Genomic DNA, 23,602 nt, shown 5'->3' with positions numbered 1-23,602 from the left:
ACGGAGAGGCCGCTCGGGCTGCGGTCCTACGATGAGCCCATGCCCGACGCGCGCTCGACCTTCTACCTGACGACCCCGATCTACTACGTGAACGACGCCCCCCACATCGGGCACGCGTACACGACGGTGGCGGCGGACGTCATCACCCGCTGGCACCGCCAGCGCCAGGAGCCCGTGTGGTTCCTGACTGGGACGGACGAGCACGGCCAGAAGGTCATGCGCACCGCCGAGGCGAACGGCGTCACCCCGCAGGAGTGGGCCGACCGCCTGGTCGAGGACGCCTGGAAGCCCGTGCTGAAGACGCTCGACGTGCGCAACGACGACTTCATCCGCACCACGCAGCCGCGCCACACCGAGCGGGTGCAGGCCTTCATCCAGGACCTCAAGGACAAGGGCGAGATCTACGCCGGCTCCTATGAGGGCCCGTACTGCGTGGGCTGCGAGGAGTTCAAGCTGCCCGGCGACCTCGTGGACGGCACGGGCGAGTACGAGGGCCTCAAGGTGTGCGCGATCCACAGCACGCCCGTCGAGATGCTCTCGGAGCAGAACTACTTCTTCCGGATGAGCGCGTACACGCAGCGGCTGCTCGACTTCTACGAGCAGAACCCGACGTTCGTGCAGCCCGCCAGCGCGCGCAACGAGGTCATCGCGTTCGTGAAGCAGGGCCTGCAGGACCTGTCGATCTCCCGCAACACGTTCGACTGGGGCATCCCGATCCCGTGGGACACCTCGCACGTGCTGTACGTGTGGTTCGACGCGCTGCTCAACTACGCCACGGCCATCGGCGTCGACTCGGACGACCCGGAGGAGAAGGCGCGTTTCGAGCGCACCTGGCCGGCGGACGTGCACCTGGTCGGCAAGGACATCCTGCGCTTCCACGCGGTCATCTGGCCGGCCATGCTCATGGCCGCCGGGCTGCCGCTGCCCGGGCAGGTCTTCGCGCACGGCTGGCTGCTGGTGGGCGGCGAGAAGATGAGCAAGTCCAAGCTCACCGGCATCGCGCCCAGCCAGATCATCGACACGTTCGGCTCGGACGCGTTCCGCTACTACTTCCTGCGCTCGATCGCGTTCGGGCAAGACGGGTCGTTCTCCTGGGAGGACCTGGCCGCGCGGTACCAGGCCGAGCTCGCGAACGGCTTCGGCAACCTGGCCTCGCGCGTCGCGGCGATGATCGGCAAGTACTACGGCGGCGTGCTGCCGCAGGCCGGCGAGCAGACGGCGGCTGAGGAGGCGCTCGCGGCCGTGGCGGCCCGTGCCGTGACGGACGCCGAGGACGCCATCGACCGGCTCGCGCTGCACGAGGCCATCGCGGCGGTGTGGACGCTGGTCGAGGCGACCAACGGGTACATCACGGAGCAGGAGCCGTGGAAGGTCGCCAAGGACCCGGCCGAGGTCGGCCCCGACGGCGCCGCGGTCCAGGGCGGCCGGCTCGCGACGATCCTGGTCACGGCCGCCGAGGCGCTGCGCGCGCTCGCGGTGCTGCTGCACCCGGTGACCCCGAAGGCCGCCGCCGCGCTGTGGGAGTCGCTCGGCGCCGAGCCGGCGCTGGGCGCGCTCGCGCTGCAGCCGGTCGACGCCGCGGCCCGCTGGGGCCAGCTGCGCCCCGGGACCGTCGTCACCAAGGGCTCGTCGCTGTTCCCGCGCATCGAGGAGCCGGCTGAGCAGTGAGCCGCCGCACGCGCGAACGGGGATGGCCCACCGCCCCCGAGCTGTTGCCCGTGCCCGTCGTCGACAACCACACGCACCTCGAGAGCGTGCTGTCCTTCGACGTGCCCGGGGACGGTGACGCGGGCGGCGCCCCGCGCACGCTCGACGACCACCTGGCCCGCGCGGCAGCCGTCGGGGTGACGCGCATGGTGCAGGTCGGCTGCGACCTGGACGCCGCCGCGTGGACCGACGCGCTGCTGCGCGAGCGGGCCGCCGCGGGGGACCGCACGCTGCTGGGGGCGCTCGCGGTGCACCCCAACGAGGCAGTGCTGCACGCGGGCGTCCGCGAGGTCGCCCCCGACGGCCTCGAGCCCGCGCCCGCGCCCCGGCACGACGTGGGCCTCGACGCGGCGATCTCCCGGATCGCGGAGCTGGCCCGTGGCAACGAGCGCGTCCGCGCGATCGGCGAGACCGGGCTGGACTTCTTCCGTGCCGGGCCGGCCGGCCGCCGGGCGCAGGTCGACGCGTTCCGGGCGCATATCGCGCTCGCCAAGGATCTGGGCCTGGCCCTCCAGATCCACGACCGTGACGCGCACCAGGACGTCATCGACGTGCTGCTGCGGGACGGCGCCCCGGAGCGCACGGTGTTCCACTGCTACTCGGGCGACGCGCAGATGGCCGCCGTGTGCGCCGAGCACGGCTGGTACCTGTCGTTCGCGGGGCCCGTGACGTTCAAGGCGAATGACGGGCTCCGGGAGGCCCTGCGCGTCACGCCGCTCGACCGGGTGCTCGTGGAGACCGACGCGCCGTATCTGACGCCGCACCCGTACCGCGGCCGGCCGAACTCGCCGTACCTGCTGCCGCACACCGTGCGCCACGTCGCCGAGACACTGGACCGGGACCTGGCCGACGTGTGCGCGGCCATCGCGGCGACCTCGCAGGACGTCTACGGCCCCTGGTGAGCCCGTTCGGGGCGCCGCCACAGGGGTGAGGGTCGGGTGAGAACCCGCCGATCAGGCCGCTGTCGGCTACCCGCTGGCGTCACAGATCGGTTACGGTCGGTGCGGCCGACCGGCAGCGACGTCCGCTGCCACCATCCCCCAGCACGAGGAGCACCGGTGCCCCAGCCCGACGCGCAGCCGCAGACGCGGCGCGAGCGCGCGGCGCTGCGCGAGGCCCAGGAGCGCTCGGCGCGCGAGGCACCCGGCATATCGCGGGTCGCCCGGCTCGGCGCCCAGGCCCTCGTCCTGGCCATCGTCGCGGGCGGCACCAGCGCCTTCGCGGTGCTGCACAAGACCGTGACCGTGGACGTCGACGGGCAGAGCGTCGAGGTCAGCGCGTTCGGCCGCACCGTGGGCGACGTCCTCGCCGGCGGCGGCATCGAGGTCGGCGAGCGCGACCTCGTCGCGCCGGGCGTCCACGAGCCGGTTGCCAACAACTCCCAGGTGGTGGTGCGGCACGGGCGCGAGCTCGACGTGGTGATCGACGGCTCGGAGCAGCGCGTGTGGACCACCGCGCTGACGGTGGGCGAGGCGGTGGACGGGCTGGGGCTGCGCGGCGGCGACACGCTGCTGTCCGCGTCGCGCTCGGCCTCGCTGGGCCGGGAGCCGCTGCGGGTCTCCACGCAGAAGACGATCCACCTCGCGGTGGACGGGCAGGTCATCGACGGTGTGACCAGCGCCCCGACGGTGCGTGAGGCACTGCGTGAGATCGGCCTGGTGCTCGAGGAGGGCGACCAGGTGTCGGTCCCGCTGGACGCGACGGCCGTGGACGGGCTGGTCGTCCTGGTCACCCGCGCCAGCGTGGGCGGGGAGACGCAGACCGAGGCCATGCCGTTCGAGGTCGAAGAGGTCGAGGACCCGGCGCTCGTCAAGGGCAACAAGGTCGTCAAGACCAAGGGCAAGGCCGGGGTGCGGACCACCACGTACTCGCTGTCGATCGTGGGCGGCGCCGTCGTCGAGCGGACTGTCGTGGCGTCCGTCGTGACGGTGGCGCCTGTGACGCAGGTCGTCCGCGTCGGCACCCAGGAGCTCCCCGACCCGTCCACCGTCGTGGTGGAGCCGGGCAGCGCGCAGGAGCTCGGCAAGCAGCTCGCCGCGGCGCGTGGATACGGCGATGACGAGTTCGCCTGCCTGCTGTCGCTGTGGAAGAAGGAGAGCGGCTGGCGGGTGAACGCCGAGAACAAGTCGTCGGGCGCCTATGGCATCCCGCAGGCCCTGCCGGGCTCGAAGATGGCCACTGTGGCCGACGACTGGCGCACCAACCCGGCGACCCAGATCACCTGGGGCTTGAACTACATCGAGGGCCGTTACGGCACCCCCTGCGGGGCATGGGCCGCCTCCCAGGCCAAGGGCTGGTACTGACTCCCACCGCCCGGCGCTGACAGCAGTCGATTGGCACATCTGTCACGCACCAGTTACGGTCCTATGTCGCTCGAACGCCGTTCGCCGCCTGTGTGGTGGTGTGCGCGCGGGCGATGTCGGCTCGTTCACGACACGTGACCGCGGGCCGTGACTGCCGGATCGGGGATCCGGACCAGCGGGTGCAGCCTCCCAGGAGGACGCACATCGTCGTGCGACCGGTCGGCCGGCGACGTCGCTGGGGCCCTTCTGAGGCCGCGCCGTCTCCCCGTGCCCGGGAACTCCGACGTCTGGAAACGCGTGACTTCCTCGACTCAACCCCCCTCCGCGAGCGCGGCCCCCCGTCGCTCCACCCTCCGCAAGCACCTCACCGACTCAGGCTCGATCCGGTTCCGTGCCGTCGTCGCAGCCACAGCAGTCCTGCTGGTCGGCTCCGGCACCGCCGTCGCAGCCGCCGCCCACAAAACCGTCTCGCTGGACGTGAACGGCGACACCACCACCGTGACCACGTGGTCCGGCAGCGTCGAGGGCCTCCTCGACGAGAAGGACATCGAGATATCCGAGCGTGACCTGGTGGCCCCCGTGGGGGCCCTGCAGGACGGCGCCGAGATCGTCGTCCGGCACGCACGCCAGATCGACGTGCAGACCGATGGCGCCGCCGAGAGCGTGTGGACCACGGCCCTCACCGCCGACGAGGCCCTCGAGGTGTTCCAGGCTCGCGGCGACGACGTGCGGCTCGTGGCCACCCGGTCCGCCGCCGACGGCCGCCCCGAGCTCTCGCTCGAGCTGACCCTGGACGGGCCCGCGGACGTGGTCGTGGACGGCCAGACCCTCACCGTCGACGATGGCTCCACCACTGTCGGCGACGCGCTCGACAGCCTGGGCGTCACGCTCGGCGAGCATGACACCGTGACCGTCACCCGCACCGACGCGGGCCGTGTGTCCGTCGTCGTGAGCCGCGTGACCGTCGAGGAGGTCACCACCACCAGCGAGATCGCCTTCGGCACCGTGACGCAGGACGACGCGTCGCGCTACGTCGGCCAGAAGGCCGTCGCCACCAAGGGCGTCGCCGGTGTCCGCACCGTCGTCGACCGCGTCACCACGGTGGACGGCGTGGAGACGGCACGCGAGAACCTCTCCGACACGGTCACCCAGGCCCCGGTTGACGAGGTCGTGAAGGTGGGCTCCAAGAAGCGGGCCGCGGCGTCCTCGTCGTCGGGCAGCGCCATCACCGCGGGCGGCGCCGCCGACTCGCTGAACTGGGCCGCGCTGGCGAAGTGCGAGTCGGGCGGCAACGCGTCGATCGTCTCCGCGACCGGCAAGTACCACGGGCTGTACCAGTTCTCGGTGGCCACGTGGCAGGCCGTCGGCGGCACGGGCCTGCCCTCGCAGGCATCAGCCGACGAGCAGACGGCCCGCGCGAAGATGCTCTACAACCGGTCGGGCGCCGGGCAGTGGCCGCACTGCGGCTCACGCCTGTTCAGCTGACCGACGCAGCACCGCAGCACGCTGTCGCGAGCGCGCACACCCTCCGGGGAGTGCGCGCTCGCGGCGTGTCCGGCGCGGGCCGTTAGGCTCTGGGGCATGACTGCCACCGCCGGACCCCTGCTCGGTCCCGCGGAGATCCGCGAGTTGGCCGCACGGGCGGGCATCCGCCCCACCAAGACGCTCGGGCAGAACTTCGTGCTCGACGGGGGCACGGTCCGCAAGATCGTGCGCCAGGCCGACGTGACAGCGGGCGAGCGGGTCGTCGAGGTCGGGCCAGGGCTCGGCTCGCTGACGCTCGGGCTGCTGGAGGCGGGGGCCAGCGTCGTCGCCGTGGAGATCGACCCGGTGCTCGCGGGCCTGCTGCCGGGCACCGTCGCCGCGCATGTCCCCGGCGAGGCCGACCTGACGGTCGTCGGGGCTGACGCGCTGGAGGTGCACGAGCTGCCGGGCCCGCCGCCCACCGCGCTCGTCGCGAACCTCCCGTACAACGTCTCGGTGCCGGTGCTGCTGACCTTCCTCGAGCGGTTCCCGAGCCTCGAGCGCGTGCTCGTGATGGTCCAGGCGGAGGTGGCCGACCGCCTGGCCGCGCCCCCCGGCAGCCGCGTCTACGGGGTGCCGTCCGCGAAGGTCGCCTGGTACGCGTCGGCCCGCCGCACCGCCACCGTGGGCCGCAACGTCTTCTGGCCGGCGCCGAACGTGGACTCGGCGCTGGTGCGCATGGACCGCCGGGACCCGCCGGTGACGTCCGCCACCCGGCAGCAGGTCTTCGCCGTGGTCGACGCCGCGTTCGCGCAGCGCCGCAAGATGCTCCGCGCGGCGCTGGCGCCACTCGCCGGCTCCCCGCAGGCGGCCGTGCGCGCGCTGGAGGGCGCGGGCATCGACCCGCAGACCCGGGGCGAGCGCGTGGACATCGACGGCTTCGCGCGGATCGCGGCGCAGCTCGCCGACCACGCGCGCGAGCGGGCGGACGAGCGGCCCGAGCCGGTGGAGCAGTCCGAGCCGCCCGTGGGCGGACCTGGCACAGTGGAGCCGTGACTCAGCCCCGCGTCGAGATCGGCAGCCAGCCCGAGGTCCGGGTCCGCGCGCCCGGCAAGGTGAACCTGGGACTGCGCGTCGGCGCCCGCGAGCCCGACGGCTACCACCCCCTGGTGACCGTGTTCCAGGCGGTGTCGGTGTACGAGGACGTCGTGGCGACCCCCGGGGACGGCCTGACGCTCTCGGTCAGCGGCCCGCAGGCGCACCTGGTGCCCACGGACGACACGAACCTGGCCTTGCGCGCGGCGCGCGCCCTCGCGGAGTTCGCGGGCATCGACGAGGGCGTGCACCTGCACATCGAGCTGCCTCTTATACACATCCGACGCTGCCTCTTACCCTCCGCCTGCGTCGCTCCACCGGTGGCCCCGGGACGACGAGCACCGGGCCTTGCGCGCGGCGGGGGCGCTGGCGAAGTTGGCCGGCGTGGCCGGGGGGGTGGACCAGCACAGCGGGGAGTCGGTGCTGGTGGCGGGGGGGATGGCGGGCGGGTCGGCGGACGCGGCGGCGGCGCTGCTCGCCTGCGACGCGTTCTGGGGCGCCGGGCTGAGCCGTGACCAGCTGCACGAGCTGGCCGCGGGTCTCGGCTCGGACGTGCCGTTCGGACTGGTGGGGCACACCGCGATCGGATCGGGCCGGGGCGATGTGCTGACCCCGGCGCTCAGCCGTGGCGAGTACCACTGGGTCTTCGCCGTGCGTGACGCCGGCCTGTCGACGGCCCGCGTCTACGCGGAGTTCGACGCCCTCGCCGGCTCGGGGTCCAGTGCCCTGGGGCCGGACAGCGACCTGGAGCTGCTGCAGGCGCTCCGCGCGGGCGACGCGACGGCGTTGGGGCGCGCGCTGCGCAACGACCTGCAGCCCGCGGCCCTCGAGTTGGCGCCCGAGCTGGCTGAGACCCTCGCGGCGGCGGATGACGTGGGCGCCCTGGGCGTCCTCGTGTCCGGCTCGGGGCCGACGGTGGCGGCGCTGGCGCGCAGCCGGGCCCACGCGCAGGTGATAGGCGCGGCGCTGACCGCTGCCGGCGTCGCCGACACGGTGCTCACCGCCGTCGGGCCCGTCCCGGGGGCGCGGGTCATCGCCAGCCCGTCGCCGTAGCATCTGCCGCAGCATCGGCCGGCGGCTCCGTCGCCCGCCATCCACACCACCTTCATCCGCACGCCCGTCCCCATGGAAAGAGCTCGATGGCCCACCTGCTCGGAGCGGACTCCGTCTCGCTCACGCTCGGCACCCGCACGCTCCTCGACGAGGTGAGCCTCGGCCTCGACGACGGGATGCGCGTCGGGGTGGTCGGCCCCAACGGCGCCGGCAAGTCCACGCTGCTGCGCGTGCTGGCCGGCATCCAGGCGCCCGACTCCGGTCGCGTGACCCGCGCGGGCGGCGTCCGGGTCGCGGTGCTCGACCAGCGGGACGAGCTGCCCGCCGGGAAGACGGTGCGGGACCTGGTGCACGGGGACGCCGACGAGCACACGTGGGCCACCGACCCCCGGATCCGCTCGGTGCACTCCGGGCTGCTCGGCGACCTCTCGCTGGAGGAGGACGTCGCGAACCTGTCCGGCGGGCAGCGCCGCCGCGTCGCGCTGGCCGCGCTGCTGGTGCGCGACGACGAGGTGCTGGCGCTCGACGAGCCCACCAACCACCTGGACGTCGAGGGTGTCGCGTGGCTCGCGGAGCACCTCGCCGAGCGCTATGCGCGCGGCAATGGGGCACTGGTGGTCGTCACCCACGACCGCTGGTTCCTCGACGCGGTGTGCACGCGCATGTGGGAGGTCAACGACGGCGGCGTCGAGGGCTACGAGGGCGGGTACGCCGCCTACGTGCTGGCCCGGGCGGAGCGGTCCCGCACCGCCGCCGTCACGGAGGAGAAGCGGCAGAACCTGCTGCGCAAGGAGCTCGCGTGGCTGCGCCGCGGCGCCCCGGCGCGCACCTCCAAGCCGAAGTTCCGCATCGACGCCGCCACCGAGCTCATCGCCGACGAGCCGGCGCCGCGCGACCAGCTCGAGCTGACCCGGATGGCCACGAGCCGGCTCGGCAAGGACGTGCTGGACCTGGAGGACGTGACGGTCCGCTTCGACGAGCCCGCGACGGCGGACAGCCCTGCCGTGCGCGGCCGGACGCTCCTCGACGACGTGACGTGGCGGCTCGGCCCCGGGGACCGGTACGGCATCGTCGGGGTCAACGGCGCCGGCAAGACGACGCTGCTGCGCCTGCTGGCCGGGCGGCTTGAGCCCACGTCGGGGCGGGTCAAGCGGGGCAAGACGGTGCAGGTGGCCGAGCTCACGCAGGACGTGGAGGACCTCGACGAGCTCGCCGACCTGCGTGTCGTCGAGGTGATCGAGCGGGAGAAGCGCACCGTCGTGGCCGGCGGCAAGGAGCTGACCGCCGCGCAGCTCGTGGAGCGGCTCGGATTCACCAAGGACCGTGCCCGCACCCCCGTGCGGGACCTCTCGGGCGGCGAGCGCCGTCGGCTGCAGCTCCTGCGGCTGCTGGTGGGGGAGCCGAACGTGCTGCTCCTCGACGAGCCCACGAACGACCTCGACACCGACACCCTGGCCGCGTTGGAGGACCTGCTCGACGGCTGGCCGGGCACGCTCATCGTCGTCTCACACGACCGCTACCTGCTCGAGCGCGTCTGCGACCGGCAGGTGGCGCTGCTGGGCGACGGCGCCATCCGCGACCTGCCGGGCGGGGTGGAGCAGTACCTCGAGCTGCGGCGTGCCGCGCCCGGGACCGCACGCCCGGCGGCCGCCCTGGCCGAGGCGCCGTCGAGCGCGGCCGACGACGCGCAGCCGGCGCCGAGCGCCGCGGACCAGCGCGCCGCCCGCAAGGAGGTGCAGCGCGTCGAGCGCCGGCTCAGCAAGATCGCCGAGCTGGAGGCGCGCCTGCACGAGAAGATGGCCGCCCAGGCCACCGACCACCAGGCGGTCCAGCGGCTCGACGCCGAGCTGCGCGCACTGGCCGAGGAGCGCGACGCGCTCGAGGAGCTGTGGCTGGCGGCGGCGGAGAGCGCCGGGTAGGGCTGCCGGCCCCGCGGATGGGCAGCCGCGGGGTCGTCGTCCTGGCGCTCGTCCTCGGCTGCCTCGCAGTCGCCGTGCGCCTGGGCCCGGTGCTGCATCGAGGCTCGTTGCGCGGGGTGATCGGCTACGACGACGGTGTGCACCTGGCTGCCGCGCAGCACCTGCTCGCGGGCGACCTGCCGTACACGGACTTCACCTTCCTCCAGCCGGGTGGCGTGGTGGTGGCGCTGGCGCCGTTCGCGGCGCTGGCGGGCCTGGTCGGCGACTCCTGGGCGATGGCGGCCGCGCGCATCGCCGTCGTGCTGCTCGGCGCGGTCAACGCCGTGCTCGTCGCCGCGATCCTGCGCTCGCGCGGCTGGGCGGCGTCGATCGTCGGCGGGGCGCTGTACGCCACCTGGGGCACGATCACGATCGCCGAGCGGACGGTGTACCTCGAGCCGCTGCTCAACACCTGCGTGCTGGTGGCACTGCTCGCGTTGCGCAGGCGCCCGGGCGCCGGGAGCGTCGGGCCGGCGCCTCGGGCGGTGGCCGTGGCGGGCGCGATGGCCGGGCTGGCCGTCGCGTTCAAGCTGTGGGGCGCGGCTGACGTGCTCGCGCTGGGCGCGCTGATCGGGGCCCGCGCGGGCGTGCGCGCCGTGGGCCGTGGGGCGCTGTGGTGCCTGGTGGGGCTCAGCCCGGCGCTGGCCCTCGCGGCGGCCGACCCGGCGGCGGCGTGGCGGAACGTCGTCGCGATCCAGCGGGGCCGGGAGGCCAATCCGACGGGCGCCCTGGAGCGGATCGGCACGCTCGTGTCCCCGGCTGCCCTCACCGACCCGACCATCGGGCCCGCCCTCGCCGCCGCGGGGGGCCTGCTGCTCGTGGCCCTGTGCGCCGCGCCGCTGATCCGCGCCGTGCGCGCGCGGCAGGCGCCCCGGGAGTGGTCCGACCCGGTGTGGTGGGGCCTGCTGGCCCTGGCGCAGACGGCGCTGCTGCTCCTAGCCCCGAGCTGGGGCACGCACTACACCGCGTATGTGGGGCCCGCGCTGTGCCTGCTGCTCGGCGCGGGCGCGGGGCGCCTGGCCACGCGACTGCCCTCAGACGCCCGCCCGTGGGCCGTCGCGGGCGGGGCCGTGCTCGCCGTGCCGCTCGTGGTCTCCGGCGTGGTCGCGCCCGGCTGGGGGCGGCCGCTCGACAACGAGCCCCTGGCGGCTTTCGCCCGGCAGCACGAGTGCACGTGGAGCGCGACGCCGTCGCTGCTGGCCGCCGCCGACGCGGGCCGACGGCAGATCCGCGCGGGATGCCCTGATGTGGTGGACATCTTCGGGGTGCGGCTCGCGCTGGACGCGGGGAGCCCGACACCCGAGCTGGCCGCGGCGGAGGCCCGCGCGGCCGACGGCCCCGGGCGGCCCGCCGGGTTGCCGCCCGACGAGCGGATCATTTGGGCGCAACTGGCCGACGCGCGAGCCGCGCTTTTGACGAACCAGCTCTCGAGGAACGAGATGAGCGCTGGGCTCGAGGCGTGGCTGCGCGGCGAGTTCGCGCAGGTGGGCCGCAACCACTACACCGGGCTCTGGGAGCGGCTTCCATGAGGTCGCCCCACGAGGCGGGCTAGTGGGCGTCGAACGGGGCGACCACGCTGCGCAGCAGGTCGGCGAGCCGTGAACGGTCCTCGTCGGCGAGCCCGGCCAGCAGCATGCGCTCCTCGTCGAGCAGGTCCGCGAGGGCCCCGTCCACCCGGGTCCGGCCCAGCTCGGTGAGCTCGACGAGCACACCGCGCCGGTCCTCCGGGGAGGGCATCCGGGACACGAAGCCGCGCTGGGTCAGGCGGTCGATGCGGTTGGTCATCGTCCCGCTCGTCACCAGCGTCTGCGTCAGCAGGGCGCCGGGGGACAGGCGGTACGGCGCGCCCTCCCGGCGCAGGGCCGAGAGCACGTCGAACTCCCAGGTCTCCAGGCCGTGCCGCGCGAACACCGCGCGCCGCGCCAGGTCCAGGTGCCGTGAGAGCCGGCTGACCCGTGAGAGCACGGTGAGCGGCGTGACGTCCAGGTCGGGGCGCTCGCGCTCCCAGGCCGTGACGATCCGGTCGACCTCGTCCTGCACGCCGTCGACGCCGCTCATGCGCTGCCCCACGGCTCGGGTCGCGTCCGTGTGGTCGGCGTCATCCGCCGGAGTGCTGCCTGCCGCCATGCGCTGAGATTACTCGCCGTCGAGATACCGGTGCGCGCGCTCACGGCGCGCACGGGCGAACGCGCCTTGGCGCGTGCCACGGCATGCTCACGGCGCGCTCGCCAGCCGGGGCCGGCGCTCCAGGCCCGACAACCCGTTCCACGCGAGGTTCACCAGGTGCGCCGCGACCTCCGCCTTGCCGGGGCTGCGCGCGTCGAGCCAGTACTGGCCGGTGAGCGCCACCATGCCGACCAGCATCTGCGCGTAGATCGGCGCGGACTTCGGGTCCAGGCCCTGCTTCTTGAACTGGTCGCCGAGCATGTGCTCGACCTGCGTCGCGACGTCGCCGATGAGGCTGGAGAACGTGCCCGTGGCCTGCGCCACCGGCGAGTCGCGCACCAGGATCTGGAAGCCGTCCGTCGAGTTCTCGATGTAGCTCAGCAGTGTCAGGGCCATCCGCTCGACAAGCACCTTGGGGTGCCCGCCGACGTCCAGGGCCGCCGTCAGCTCGCTCGTGAGGTGCTGGATCTCGCGGTCCACGACCACCGCGTAGATGCCCTCCTTGCCGCCGAAGTGCTCGTACACGACGGGCTTGGACACCTTGGCGCGGGAGGCGATCTCCTCGACGCTCGTGCCGTCGAAGCCCTTCTCGGCGAACAGGACGCGACTGACGTCGATCAGCTGCTCTCGTCGCTCCACCCCGGTCATCCGGGGGCGCGTCTGTCGTCTCGCGTCGGTGGCCACGAGGACATCATGCCGTGCGCGGCCTGGCAGACTGGTCTGCCGAGGCGCACATCACCCCCTTCGCAGGTGGGCGGCGTGGGCCGGTCCGCCCTGGTGTAACGGCAGCACGCAGGCCTTTGGTGCCTTGCGGTCCGGGTTCGAATCCTGGGGGCGGAGCGAGCGGCGCCGTGTCGGGGCGCCACGTGCTGGCGCCCCGACACGGCATGGCCGTTCCCCTCCTCGGGCCGAGCGCTACTCGCGCAGCAGCTCGCCCTCGTCCTCCGGCTCCACGGCGAGGCCGTCGAGCTCCGCGCGCGCCGCGGCGCCCGCTCCCGGTGGCGTGCCGCCGAGCTCGACGATGATGGCGTCGATGCTGCGCAGCAGCGCCGCCTCGGCGTCGTCGGCGAGGTTGAGGGCCAGCACCTCGGCCCGCATCACCCGCAGCAGGGCGACTGCTCCCGCGTCGTCGCCTCGGGCCTCGACCGCGCGCACGCGGAAGAGCGTGTTCCGCAGGGCGACGACGTCCACCGGGTCGACGACCCCGGTGTCCTCGAAGTGCTGCAGCATGAGGTCGAGGTCCCGTAGCGAGGTCTTCAGGTAGAACCTGAAGGTCTCGGTGGTGGATCCGCCGGACGGGTCCGTGGCCGTCACGACGAGCGTGTGCTGTCCCAGGTCCAGGCGCCACAGCTCGAGCGGGACTGACAGATCGATCGGCTGGCCGTCGAGCGTCGCCTCGACGGTGGCCGTCGGCGGGTCGACCGTCAGGCCCCAGTCGATCGTCCCGCCGACGCCGTAGAGCCCGCCGTCGGTGAAGCCGGTCAGCTCGAAGGTCGGCGCCGTGGGCTCGAGCGGCTCGCGGACCTCGAGGGTCGACTCGAGGCGGATGTCCCGCGAGGAGGAGCCCACGAAGAGGCCCGTGGTCCCCGTCGGGGTGATCCAGTAGCCGAACTCGGTGTCCCAGTACGCCAGGACGTGCTCGGGCGTGTAGAGCTCGATGGGCACCTCCACGGTGGCCGTCTCCCCGGGAGCCAGGGTGGTGCGCCCCCAGCCGAGCAGCGCCTCGGGCGGTGTCACCGCCCGATCGGTGGGCAGCCTGCCGATGTAGACCTGTACCACCTCGGTCGAGGTGACCGAGCCGGTGTTCGTCACGTCGACGCTCACCAGTCCCGGCTCGGAGGTGTCCGGCCCGTCGTTCTCACGGGCCCGCGGCCCGACCACCTGCAGGTTGCTGTACTCGAAGGACGAGTACGACAGGCCGTGCCCGAACGGGTAGAGCGGCTCGATCCCGAGCTCGTCGTAGGCGCGGTACCCGACGAAGACGCCGTCGGTGTAGTCGACGTCGATGTTCGGGATGTTGACGTCGTAGTACGGGTTCGCCAGGCCGAGGCCTTCGGTGACCTGCTCCTCCGTCGCCGGCCACGAGATCGGCAGGTGTCCGGAGAAGTTCTCGTCACCGAAGAGCAGCGCCGCGACGGCACGTCCCTGCGCCTGTCCGGGGTACCAGGCCTCCACCACGGCGGGAACGCTGTCCAGCCAGGGCATCTCCACCGGCGCGCCGGTGGCGAGCACGACGACGGTGTTCGGATTGACCTCGGACACGGCCTCGATGAGCAGGTCCATGTTCTGGAACAGGTTGAGGTGGCCGCGGTCGAGCGACTCGCCCATGTAGTCGTTCGCGATGATGACCGCGGCGTCGGCCGCCGCCGCCGCCTCGACCGCCTCCTGGATCTGCGGCGACGCCTGGCCGCTCGGCGGGACCCACGAGAGCCGGATCGCCGGTCCGAGGTTCGAGGTGGTCGCGGGGCAGCACTGGTTCGGCGCGTCCGCGACGTAGTCGATGCGGATGTCGTAGCTCTGCCCAGCGGTGAGCTCGAGGTCGGTGGCCACCGTCTGGATCGTGTCGGCGTCGGCGGTGAGCACCACCTGGTCGTCGACCCACAGCGTGACCTGGCCCAGCACGGTCAGGCCCAGCTGGTAGGAGCCCGACTCTGCTGGGTTCAGCGTGCCGGTCCACCGGATCGAGGGGTTCGGCGTGCCGAGGAACGCGTCTGGCAGCTTCGGCGCCGGGCTGGGGTCGTAGCCGAAGCCCCCGAACAGCGCGGCGAGCCCTTGGCCCCAGTTCACCTGGTCCTCGACCCGGGACGTGTTGGGGTCGCCGCTGAAGTCCGAGTTGGTGAACCACTCGGCCCAGAGCCCGTCCCCGTCACCAGTGGACGGCTGCAGCACCCCGGAGGGCACCGGCTGCTCGCCGGGCATCAGGTCGGCCGGGCGCACCGGGTCCGCGCCGTCGACGTGGGTGACGTCCACACCGGCGCCCGCCCGAGCGGAGATGCCGTCGACCATCGTGGTCAGCTGCGTGGGGTCGACCACGATGTCGCTGCCGAAACCGCTGATGTACCGGTCGGCGGCCTCGCCGATCACGGCGATCGAGTCCAGGTCGTCCGCCGCGAGCGGCAGGGCCTGGGCCTCGTTGCGGAGCAGCACGGAGCCGTTGACGGCGATGTCGTACGCCGTCTGGTCGCTCTCCGCGACGACGTCGTCGGGGAGCGGTGGCGTGGCCGGCTTCGGGTTCTCGAGGCTGCCGACGGGCGGGTGGTCGATGATGCCGTCCTTGAAGTACGTCCGCAGGATGCGGTGCACCATGTTCTCGAAGCGCTCGGGCGCGATCGTGCCGTCCTCGACCGCTGCCGTGAAGGTCGCGAAGTCGGGGAAGTTCGGGCCGCACACGTCAGCGCCCAAGTTGTACGCCTCGATGGTGGTGCAGGCGTTGAAGTCGGAGGACACCCAGCCGGGGTACCCGAGCTCGCCCTTGAGGATGTCGAACAGCAGGTTGGGGTTCTCGCACGCGTGGGTGCCGTTGACCCGCGGGAATGCGCACATGATCGCGCCGGGCTCCGCCTCGATGAGGATCTCCCACTGCCGGATGTACGTCTCCCGCAGGGTGCGCTCGTCCAGCACGGCGTTGAGCGTGGTGCGCTGCGTCTCCTGGTTGTTCGCGACGTAGTGCTTCGGCAGCGAGTACACGCCATTGGTGTCGTTCGTCTGGTTGACACCGGTGGTGACGGCGGCGGGCATGAGCCCCCCCAGGAGAGGGTCCTCGCCATAGGTGGCGAACTGCCTGCCGAAGAACGGCGTCCGCACCAGGTCGGTGGACGGGGCGGCCCAGCCGGAGAACCCGGTCAGGTGCGTCTCAAGCCCTCCCTGGCGGCCGAACGCCTGGGCCAGCTCCGGGTTCCACGTCGAGGTGACCGCGTAGCCGGAGGGGAAGGCGGTAGTCGGCACGTCGGCGATGACCACGCCCGAGGCTCCGTCGATCTCCCGACGGGCTGGGATGCCCAGCTCCGGGATCGCGGTCGCGCCCGAGCCGCTGCCCTCGAACAGGGTGAGCTTCTGGTCGAGCGTCATCGCCGCCGCGAGCAGGTCGGCGCGCTCGTCGGGGGGCAGGTCGGTGTTCATCCAGGGCTCGTCCTGGGCGGTGGCCGACGTGGCCATCGTCGTCAGGCCGGTCGCCGTCACCACCAGGGCGAGGATCGCAGCGATCATCGCGCGCGAGGACCTGCGGAGTCGTCGATGCGGCGGGGCGGCTGCGCCCGCCGTGACGTGGGACTGCTGTGGCACCATCGCCAGACCTCCAAAGCGCCGTTCGGGCGCATCGCGGCCACCCGGGGGGTGGCCTGCGGCTTCGCCGGGACGGCCGAGTCATGGCCGGGCCCGGCGCTCTGCGGGGGGAGTGGGTGAGGGCCTCGGTGGGCCACGCACCTGACGGGCGCCTGCCGCGTGGCGCGTCCAGCCTCGGACGGCTCGGGGGCGGCGGGCTGCCGTGGTGCGCCGCTCCTGAGGGGAACCGGCAGCCGCTGCGCATCAACGTAACATTTGCCCGTAAACCGCGCGAACCCCCCCAAGTGCGCCGCCCCGGGGAGCTGGCCCGCCAACGTGCGCCTCATCACAGGACGTGTGAAGTGCCGGGTCAGCCCACAGGCTGAACGAGTGCCAGCCCCTGCGGCGGTAGAGTGCTGGTGCGCAAGATCCGCCGCCCGACAGCTCTCGGGCAGATCCGACGGGAGCACCCACAGGTGACCACCCCCCGCCCAGCAGCCGTCATCGTCCTCGCCGCCGGCGAAGGCACACGGATGCGTTCGGCGACACCCAAGGTTTTGCATACTCTGGCTGGCCGCAGCATGCTCGGCCACGCCCTGACCGCCGCACGTGAGCTCGACCCAGGCCGCGTCGCGGTGGTCGTGCGCCACGAGCGCGAGCTTGTCGCCGCCCATGCCCGTGAGGTCGACCCGCAGGCGCTGATCGCCGACCAGGACGACGTGCCCGGCACCGGCCGGGCCGTCCAGTGCGCCCTCTCGGTGCTCGACGCCGCAGCCCAGGCCGATGCCGCACGCGCCGGTGAGGGGCTGCCGGCGACCGGCGCCGTCGCAGGCGTGCGCGTCGAGGGCCCCGTCGTGGTGCTCGCGGGGGACATCCCGCTGCTCGACGGCGGCACCCTCGCCGAGCTCCTCGCCGCCCACGTGGCCGACGACGACGCCGTGACGGTGCTCACCACCGAGGTCGACGACCCCACGGGCTACGGACGCGTGCTGCGCGACCCGTCCACCGGCGACGTGACGGGCATCGTCGAGGAGAAGGACGCCGACGCCGACCAGCGCGCGATCCGCGAGATCAACTCCTCGGTGTACGTCTTCGACTCCACGGTGCTGCGCGGGGCGCTGGGCCGGCTCGGCCGGGACAACGCGCAGGGCGAGGTGTACCTGACCGACGTGCTGGCCATCGCCCGCGAGGACGGCGGCCGGGTGCGCGCGCTGCGCACGGACGACCCGCTGCTCGTCGAGGGCGTCAACGACCGCGTGCAGCTCGCCGCGCTGCGCGCCGAGCTCAACCGCCGGATCCTCGACGACTGGATGCGCGCGGGGGTCACCGTGGTGGACCCGGCGACGACCTGGGTCGACGTGGACGTGGACCTGGCGCGCGACGTCACGCTGCTGCCCGGCACCCAGCTCCACGGCGCCACGTCGGTGGGGGAGGGCGCCACGGTCGGCCCCGACACCACCCTCGCGGACGTCGAGGTGGGCCCCGGGGCCACTGTGGTGCGCACGCACGGCTCGCTCGCGGTGATCGGCGAGGGCGCCACGGTGGGCCCGTTCGCCTACCTGCGGCCCGGCACCGTGCTGGGGGCCAACGGCAAGATCGGCACGTTCGTCGAGACGAAGAACGCGCAGATCGGCGCCGGCTCGAAGGTGCCGCACCTGTCCTACGTGGGCGATGCGACCATCGGCGAGGAGACGAACATCGGCGCCGCGTCGGTGTTCGTCAACTACGACGGCGTGAACAAGCACCACACGACGATCGGCTCCTACGCCCGCACCGGCTCGGACAACATGTTCGTCGCGCCGGTGACGGTGGGCGACGGCGCGTACACCGGCGCCGGCAGCGTCATCCGGCGTGACGTCCCCCCGGGCGCCCTCGCGGTGAGCAGCGGCGCCCAGCGCAACATCGAGGGCTGGGTGGTGCGGGCCCGCGCCGGCACACCCGCGGCCGCGGCGGCCGAGCGTGTGCTCGGCGACCAGCCGGACGAGCTCTCGCCGCAGGCGCGCGCCGAGCGCGGCCGCGCCCAGAGCGCCTCCACCGGCCCGGTGCCCACTCCGCCCCCCACGCTGCCCGATCAGCCGACTGAGCTGCCTGACGCACCAACGAACACGAAGGACTCCGCACGATGACCGGGATCGTCTCCCCTGACGGTGAGCGGAGGCTCGTCCTCATCTCAGGCCGGGCCCACACTGACCTCGCCGCTTCCGTCGCCGAAGAACTGGGCAGCGAACTCGTTCCCACCACCGCGTACGACTTCGCGAACGGCGAGATCTACGTCCGCTTCGGCGAGTCGATCCGCGGCTCGGACGCGTTCGTCCTGCAGAGCCACGCGGCGCCGATCAACCAGTGGATCATGGAGCAGCTGCTCATGGTCGACGCCCTGAAGCGCGCCTCCGCGAAGACCATCCCCGTGGTCGCGCCGTTCTACGGCTACGCGCGGCAGGACAAGAAGCCCCGTGGCCGGGAGCCGATCTCGGCCCGCCTCATGGCGGACCTGTTCAAGACGGCCGGCGCCGACCGGCTGATGAGCGTGGACCTGCACGCCGCGCAGATCCAGGGCTTCTTCGACGGCCCCGTGGACCACCTGTGGGCGATGCCGATCCTCACCGAGTACGTCCGCACCCGGGTCGACACCTCGAACGTGACGGTCGTCTCGCCCGACGCGGGCCGCATCCGCGTGGCCGAGCAGTGGGCCGCCAAGCTGGGCGGCGGGCCGCTGGCGTTCGTGCACAAGACGCGGGACATCTCGCGCCCGAACCGCACGGTCGCGAACCGCGTGGTCGGTGACGTCGAGGGCCGCAGCTGTGTGCTCGTCGACGATCTCATCGACACGGCCGGCACCATCTCCGGCGCTGTGCGCGTGCTGATGGAGGCCGGCGCGAAGGACGTCATCGTCGCGGCGACGCACGGTGTGCTCTCCGACCCGGCGATCGACCGCCTGCAGCAGTGCGGCGCCCGTGAGGTCATCATCACGGACACGCTGCCGATCCCGGACGAGCGGCGCTTCGACAAGCTCACCGTGCTGTCCATCGCGCCGCTCCTGGCGCGTGCCATCCGCGAGGTCTTCGACGACGGGTCCGTCACGTCGTTGTTCGACGGCCAGGCCTGATCCTGCCTGGCGCCGCCCCAGGCGGCCCCACCCGGCTTGGGGGAAGCACCCGAGCCGGGTAGGATCATCAGGTTGCCCCGGCGAGGGACGCCGAAGGCCTGGTTCCGCGAGATCTCTGACGCGTGCTCACGCACCGCAGAGCTGGGCGGAGACCAGCCTCCGGGTCCGTGATCGACTGGGCGGTTGCCGCCTCCGCGTGCCCGTCCTGCGCCCCGCGTCGAGGCCACCACTCAGCTTCGTCACCATTCATCGTCTGCTTTCTGGGAGTCATCGTGTCCGAGGTCAAGCTCGTCGCCACCGCCCGTTCCGAGTTCGGCAAGGGGGCGGCGCGCCGTCTGCGCCGTGCGCACCAGATCCCTGCCGTCCTGTACGGCCACGGCACCGACCCGCTGCACGTCGCCCTGCCGGGCCACGAGACGATGCTCGCCCTCAAGCAGGCGAACGCGCTGTTCGCGATCGAGCTCGACGGTGAGAAGACCCTCGCGATCGCCAAGGACGTCCAGCGCGAGCCGGTCCGCAACGTCATCGAGCACGTCGACCTGCTCATCGTGAAGAAGGGCGAGAAGGTCTCCGTCGAGGTCCCGATCGTCGTCGTGGGCGAGCCCGAGCCGGGCACGATCCACATCTTCGACCTGCAGACGCTGGCGCTCGAGGCTGAGGCGACGAACCTGCCGCGCGAGATCGAGGTCTCCATCACCGGTGTCGCCGCCGGCGCGATCGTCTTCGCCCGCGACATCCCGCTGCCCGAGGGCGCGGTGCTCGTCACCGACCCCGACGCCGCGATCATCTCCGTCACGGCCCCGCACGCGAGCGCCGCCGACATCGCCGCCGACGCGGCCGTCGCCGAGCTGGCCGCCGAGCAGTCCGCGGAGTCCGCAGCCGAGAAGGCCTGAGCCATCCCGTCGGCCGCTCGCCGGCCGTAGGCGCAGCGACGCCCGGTACCGTTCGACGGTGCCGGGCGTCGTCGCGTCCGCGCCCGGTGAGGGCGTCGTCGCGTCCGTGGAGGGCGTCGCGGGCAGAACGGAAGGAAGCGCATGTCGGAGGGACCCTGGCTCGTCGTCGGGCTCGGCAACCCGGGCCCGCAGTACGCGGGCAACAGGCACAATGTCGGCCAGATGGTCCTGGACGAGCTGGCTCGCCGCACCGGCGCCAGCTTCGGCGCCCGGGGCGGGCTGCTGTCGCGGCGGCCACAGGCGGCGGTCGCCGAGGCCCGGCTCGGGACGCTGCCCGGTGGGGCTCCCGGCCCGCGGGTGGTGCTCGCCAAGCCGACCACCTACATGAACGTCTCCGGCGGCCCGGTGGCCGCGCTGGCCCAGTACTACGACGTGCCGGCCGAGCGCGTGGTGATGGTGCATGACGAGCTCGACATCCCATACGCGGAGATCAAGCTGAAGATCGGCGGCGGCGAGGGCGGCCACAACGGGCTGCGCGACACCTCGAAGGCACTGGGCACCAAGGACTACGTGCGTGTGCGGGTCGGCGTGGGCCGCCCGCCGGGCCGGATGGACGCCGCGGACTATGTGCTGCGGGACTTCACGGGGCCCGAGCGCAAGGACCTGCCGTGGTTGGTGGACGCCGCCGCCGACGCGGTGGAGCTCGTCGTGACGGAGGGGCTGGAGCGCGCCCAGTTGAAGTACCACACCCGCTCCTAGCCGGCCCGCCCCGTCGCGCGAGGGTTCCGGAGGGCGCAGGATGCGCCGCGCCGACCGACTCGCCGAGCAAATGGGGTGAATTCGGGCAACTCGGTGTTACATGATCGAATCGGGCCATATACCCTCAAGGCACATCATCTGCTGGGGGGCGACGCATGAGCTTGATCGACGACCGGGACGTGCCACCACCACGGACCGCAGACACCGCCACCGAGGAACGCCGCCGGCCCGCTGCCGGCCCACGCGTGTCCTGGGCGTCGAGCCAGCCGTTCATCCGCCGCGTCAGGCGCAGCGCCACCGCCGGCTCCGGATTGAGCTGGCGCGAGCAGCAGACCGCGTACCAGTGGTCGACCATGGCGCGGGACCTGCTGCTGTGCCTGTCCATCCCCACGGCCCTGCTGTTCGTGATGCACGGGGTGAGCCTGCTCCAGTTGGGCTGGGGGGCGTCGATCGGGCTGCTCTTCGTGGTCATGGTCGGCGTCGAGCGCGGGTACGAGCGCGCGAACCTGGGCGACGGGCCCTTGGAGTTCCAGGCGGTGCTGCGCGCCGGGGTGCTCACCGCCGCGACGCTCGCGCTGTTCGCCGTCGGCTTCGACGCCGAGGTGCCGCGCACCGTCGTCTTCGGCGCGCTGCCGCTGATGATGGGGGCCCTGGCCGGGGCCCGGCATCTCAACCGGCGCGGGCTGCACCGGCGCCGCAGCGGCGGGGAGGCGATGCGCCGCACCCTCGTGGTGGGCGACGTCGCGGCGATCGACCGGCTCGTCGCGGACCTCCGGGCCGCGCCACAGCACGGCTACCAGATCGCCGGCCTGTGCGTGCCGGCACTCGCCGTCCCCGGCCCCGAGGTCGGGGTGCCGGTGCTCGGGTCGTTGTCGGACATCCCGCAGGTGGTGGTCGACGGCGACTTCGACGTGGTCATCGTCGCCGGCTCGGACCTCACCGGGCAGGCGTTGCGCCGGCTCTCCTGGGCGCTGGAGCGCACCGGCGCCAGCCTGGTGGTGGCGCCAGGGCTCGTCGAGGTCTTCGGCCCCCGGGTGATGCTCGAGCCGACTGCCGGCCTCTCCCTTATCCACGTGCGCCGCGCCGAGTCGCGCGGCCCCCGGGTCACGCTCAAGCGCATGTTCGACCTGGGCAGCGCCGTCGGGGCGCTGGTGGTGCTGACGCCCGTGCTGCTCGTCGTGGCGGTGGTCGTCCGGGTGACCAGCCCTGGGCCGGCGCTCTTCCACCAGACCCGGGTGGGGAAGGGCGGCCGCACCTTCACGATGCTGAAGTTCCGCAGCATGGTCGTGGACGCCGAGGCCCAGCAGGCGGGCCTGCGCCTCGACAACCAGGCGGACGGCCCGCTGTTCAAGCTGGACGACGACCCGCGCGTCACCCGGGTGGGACGGTTCCTGCGCAAGCACTCGATCGACGAGCTGCCGCAGCTCCTCAACGTGCTGCGCGGGGAGATGGCCCTGGTCGGGCCTCGGCCGCCGCTGCCCCACGAGGTCGCCCAGTACGGCGACTCGGTGGGCCGGCGGCTGCTCGTCAAACCGGGCCTCACGGGCCTGTGGCAGATCAGCGGGCGCACCGACCTCCCGTGGAAGGAGGCGGTGAAGCTCGACCTGCGATACGTCGAGAACTGGTCAATCGCCCTCGACCTCATGATCATGTGGAAGACCGTCAACGTGGTCGTGAGCGGGCGCGGTGGGCGCTGACCGGGTGGCGCTGGCCCACGACTACGCGACGCAGCGCGGCGGCGCCGAGCGGGTGGCCCTGGCGATGGCGGAGGGCTTCCCCGGCGCGCCGATGCACACCTCGCTCTACGACCCGGAGGGGACGTTCCCGGAGTTCGGGGCGATGGACCTGAGGACCACGCGCCTCGACCGGTTCGGGGTGGTGCGGCGCCACCACCGGCTCGCGCTGCCGTTCCTCGCGTCGGCGGTGTCCGCCACGCCGCCGATCGACTCGGAGGTGCTGCTGGCGAGTTCCACGGGCTGGGCGCACGGCTTCCGCTCGACCGGGCGCAAGGTCGTCTACTGCCATGCGCCCGCGCGCTGGCTCTACCAGTCCGACAGGTACCTCGGCTCGGAACGCACCCGGAAGGGCGTGCGCGGCTGGGTCGCGGCGCGCTCGCTGGAGATGCTCTCGCCCTCTCTCCGCGCCTGGGACCGCCGTGCCGCGCTCAGCGCGGACAGGTATCTCGCGAACTCGTCCGTGACCGCGCGCTCCGTGCGCGAGGTGTACGGGATCGACGCCGAGGTGCTGCCCCCGCCCCCCGCGCTGCTGCCCGACGGGCCAGCGGAGCCGGCGCCCGGCATCGAGGCCGGGTTCCTGCTCTGCGTCGCGCGGCTGCTCCCGTACAAGAACGTGGACGTGGTGCTGCGCGCGGCGCAGCGGCTCGGCGGCGTCCGGCTCGTGGTGGTGGGCGACGGGCCAGACCGCGGCCGGCTGGAGGGGCTCGCGCGTGCGACGCCCGGCGCGCGGCTGCTCGGACGGGTCACCGACGCCGAGCTGAGGTGGCTGTACCAGAGCTGCTCGGCGCTCGTGGCGGCGTCCTTCGAGGACTACGGCCTGTGCCCGCTCGAGGCCGCCGCATTCGGCCGGCCCGCGGTGGTGCTCCGCGACGGCGGTTACCTCGACACCGTCGTGGAGCAGGTCACCGGTGAGTTCTTCGACGCGCCCGAGCCCGACCAGGTGGCGCGCGCCGTCGAGCGCGCGCTGCGCCGCCCATGGTCCGCGGGCGCCCTGCGGGACCACGCCGACGCGTTCGCCGCGCCCCGTTTCGTCGCCCGGTTGCGGGCCGTGGTCGAGGAGGAGCTGTGCCAGCTGTGAATGTGTGCCCGTCATCCCAGGAAG

At 73.2% G+C, this 23,602-nt stretch carries 18 protein-coding genes, 1 tRNA gene and 1 pseudogene; 17 read left to right on the top strand and 3 right to left on the bottom strand.

Translation table 11 applies throughout. From position 1 onward, the window contains the following. Nucleotides 1-39 precede the first annotated feature (39 nt). The 10 genes and pseudogenes from metG to BN3788_RS09650 all read left to right on the top strand — a co-directional run bounded on the left by metG (nucleotide 40) and on the right by BN3788_RS09650 (nucleotide 11,109). Nucleotides 40-1,668 (top strand): methionine--tRNA ligase, encoded by a 1,629-nt coding sequence (gene metG / locus BN3788_RS09685; RefSeq protein WP_066586984.1) that lies wholly within the window; start codon nucleotides 40-42, stop codon nucleotides 1,666-1,668. Continuing rightward, nucleotides 1,665-2,609, top strand: a complete 945-nt coding sequence (locus tag BN3788_RS09680) for a TatD family hydrolase (RefSeq protein ID WP_066585090.1) — start codon at nucleotides 1,665-1,667, stop codon at nucleotides 2,607-2,609. Before metG ends, BN3788_RS09680 begins: the two co-directional genes overlap by 4 nt. A 156-nt stretch (nucleotides 2,610-2,765) precedes the next feature. Continuing rightward, nucleotides 2,766-4,010 carry an aggregation-promoting factor C-terminal-like domain-containing protein gene (locus BN3788_RS09675; protein ID WP_234346587.1) on the top strand — a complete coding sequence of 415 codons (1,245 nt, stop codon included), beginning with the start codon at nucleotides 2,766-2,768 and terminating at the stop codon, nucleotides 4,008-4,010. A gap of 297 nt (nucleotides 4,011-4,307) precedes the next feature. Beyond that, on the top strand, nucleotides 4,308-5,495 hold the full coding sequence (locus BN3788_RS20205) for a resuscitation-promoting factor (RefSeq protein WP_234346586.1): 1,188 nt from the start codon (nucleotides 4,308-4,310) through the stop codon (nucleotides 5,493-5,495). 96 nt (nucleotides 5,496-5,591) lie between these two features. Beyond that, entirely contained in the window at nucleotides 5,592-6,530 is a 939-nt protein-coding gene (rsmA, locus tag BN3788_RS09665) for a 16S rRNA (adenine(1518)-N(6)/adenine(1519)-N(6))-dimethyltransferase RsmA (RefSeq protein WP_082812772.1), read from the top strand. Continuing rightward, on the top strand, nucleotides 6,527-7,084 hold the full coding sequence (locus BN3788_RS20085) for a hypothetical protein (protein ID WP_315969753.1): 558 nt from the start codon (nucleotides 6,527-6,529) through the stop codon (nucleotides 7,082-7,084). Before rsmA ends, BN3788_RS20085 begins: the two co-directional genes overlap by 4 nt. Next, nucleotides 6,966-7,622 (top strand): GHMP family kinase ATP-binding protein, encoded by a 657-nt coding sequence (locus tag BN3788_RS09660; RefSeq protein WP_315969752.1) that lies wholly within the window; start codon nucleotides 6,966-6,968, stop codon nucleotides 7,620-7,622. The genes BN3788_RS20085 and BN3788_RS09660 overlap by 119 nt, the downstream gene beginning before the upstream one ends. A gap of 86 nt (nucleotides 7,623-7,708) precedes the next feature. Next, nucleotides 7,709-8,177: pseudogene (locus tag BN3788_RS20200) on the top strand (ATP-binding cassette domain-containing protein); the annotation flags it as partial. Between the two features lie 107 nt (nucleotides 8,178-8,284). Then, nucleotides 8,285-9,541: an ABC-F family ATP-binding cassette domain-containing protein gene (locus BN3788_RS09655; protein ID WP_390620119.1), complete on the top strand. Its 1,257-nt coding sequence runs from the start codon at nucleotides 8,285-8,287 to the stop codon at nucleotides 9,539-9,541. Between the two features lie 17 nt (nucleotides 9,542-9,558). Beyond that, a complete protein-coding gene (locus BN3788_RS09650; protein WP_147525099.1) occupies nucleotides 9,559-11,109 on the top strand; it encodes a hypothetical protein in 1,551 nt (516 codons plus the stop codon). 19 nt (nucleotides 11,110-11,128) lie between these two features. On the opposite strand, the gene BN3788_RS09645 is transcribed toward BN3788_RS09650, so the two are convergent. Together BN3788_RS09645 and BN3788_RS09640 are read right to left on the bottom strand one after the other, a co-directional pair. Beyond that, nucleotides 11,129-11,638 (bottom strand): MarR family winged helix-turn-helix transcriptional regulator, encoded by a 510-nt coding sequence (locus tag BN3788_RS09645; RefSeq protein WP_066586975.1) that lies wholly within the window; start codon nucleotides 11,636-11,638, stop codon nucleotides 11,129-11,131. A gap of 156 nt (nucleotides 11,639-11,794) precedes the next feature. Further along, nucleotides 11,795-12,394 (bottom strand): TetR/AcrR family transcriptional regulator, encoded by a 600-nt coding sequence (locus tag BN3788_RS09640; RefSeq protein WP_066585070.1) that lies wholly within the window; start codon nucleotides 12,392-12,394, stop codon nucleotides 11,795-11,797. 120 nt (nucleotides 12,395-12,514) lie between these two features. Between BN3788_RS09640 and BN3788_RS09635 the strand changes: the two genes are divergently transcribed. Beyond that, nucleotides 12,515-12,586, top strand: a tRNA-Gln gene (locus tag BN3788_RS09635). 75 nt (nucleotides 12,587-12,661) lie between these two features. Here the strand turns inward: BN3788_RS09635 and BN3788_RS09630 are convergent. Further along, a complete protein-coding gene (locus BN3788_RS09630; protein ID WP_066585067.1) occupies nucleotides 12,662-15,952 on the bottom strand; it encodes a beta-glucosidase in 3,291 nt (1,096 codons plus the stop codon). Between the two features lie 530 nt (nucleotides 15,953-16,482). On the opposite strand from BN3788_RS09630, the gene glmU reads away from it, so the two are divergent. From glmU to BN3788_RS09600, 6 genes are all read left to right on the top strand, one after another. After that, entirely contained in the window at nucleotides 16,483-18,132 is a 1,650-nt protein-coding gene (glmU, locus tag BN3788_RS09625; RefSeq protein ID WP_066586973.1) for a bifunctional UDP-N-acetylglucosamine diphosphorylase/glucosamine-1-phosphate N-acetyltransferase GlmU, read from the top strand. Further along, the gene (locus tag BN3788_RS09620) at nucleotides 18,129-19,112 is read left to right on the top strand and encodes a ribose-phosphate diphosphokinase (protein ID WP_066585064.1); all 984 of its coding nucleotides are present in this window, start codon (nucleotides 18,129-18,131) and stop codon (nucleotides 19,110-19,112) included. Before glmU ends, BN3788_RS09620 begins: the two co-directional genes overlap by 4 nt. Before the next feature lie 272 nt (nucleotides 19,113-19,384). Next, complete coding sequence (locus BN3788_RS09615; protein WP_066585060.1) at nucleotides 19,385-20,005, top strand: 50S ribosomal protein L25/general stress protein Ctc; 621 nt, start codon at nucleotides 19,385-19,387, stop codon at nucleotides 20,003-20,005. Nucleotides 20,006-20,146: 141 nt separating this feature from the next. After that, nucleotides 20,147-20,764, top strand: a complete 618-nt coding sequence (gene pth / locus BN3788_RS09610; RefSeq protein WP_066585057.1) for an aminoacyl-tRNA hydrolase — start codon at nucleotides 20,147-20,149, stop codon at nucleotides 20,762-20,764. A gap of 155 nt (nucleotides 20,765-20,919) precedes the next feature. Then, nucleotides 20,920-22,461 carry a sugar transferase gene (locus BN3788_RS09605; protein WP_066585054.1) on the top strand — a complete coding sequence of 514 codons (1,542 nt, stop codon included), beginning with the start codon at nucleotides 20,920-20,922 and terminating at the stop codon, nucleotides 22,459-22,461. Then, a complete protein-coding gene (locus tag BN3788_RS09600; protein ID WP_066585050.1) occupies nucleotides 22,451-23,578 on the top strand; it encodes a glycosyltransferase in 1,128 nt (375 codons plus the stop codon). Before BN3788_RS09605 ends, BN3788_RS09600 begins: the two co-directional genes overlap by 11 nt. Nucleotides 23,579-23,602: the final 24 nt, after the last annotated feature.

Origin of the sequence: Cellulomonas timonensis, from assembly GCF_900046455.1 — a bacterium.
GTDB lineage: Bacteria > Actinomycetota > Actinomycetes > Actinomycetales > Cellulomonadaceae > Cellulomonas_A > Cellulomonas_A timonensis.
Note: the sequence above shows the minus strand (reverse complement) of the source record. Positions and strands in the feature narration are given on the sequence as shown.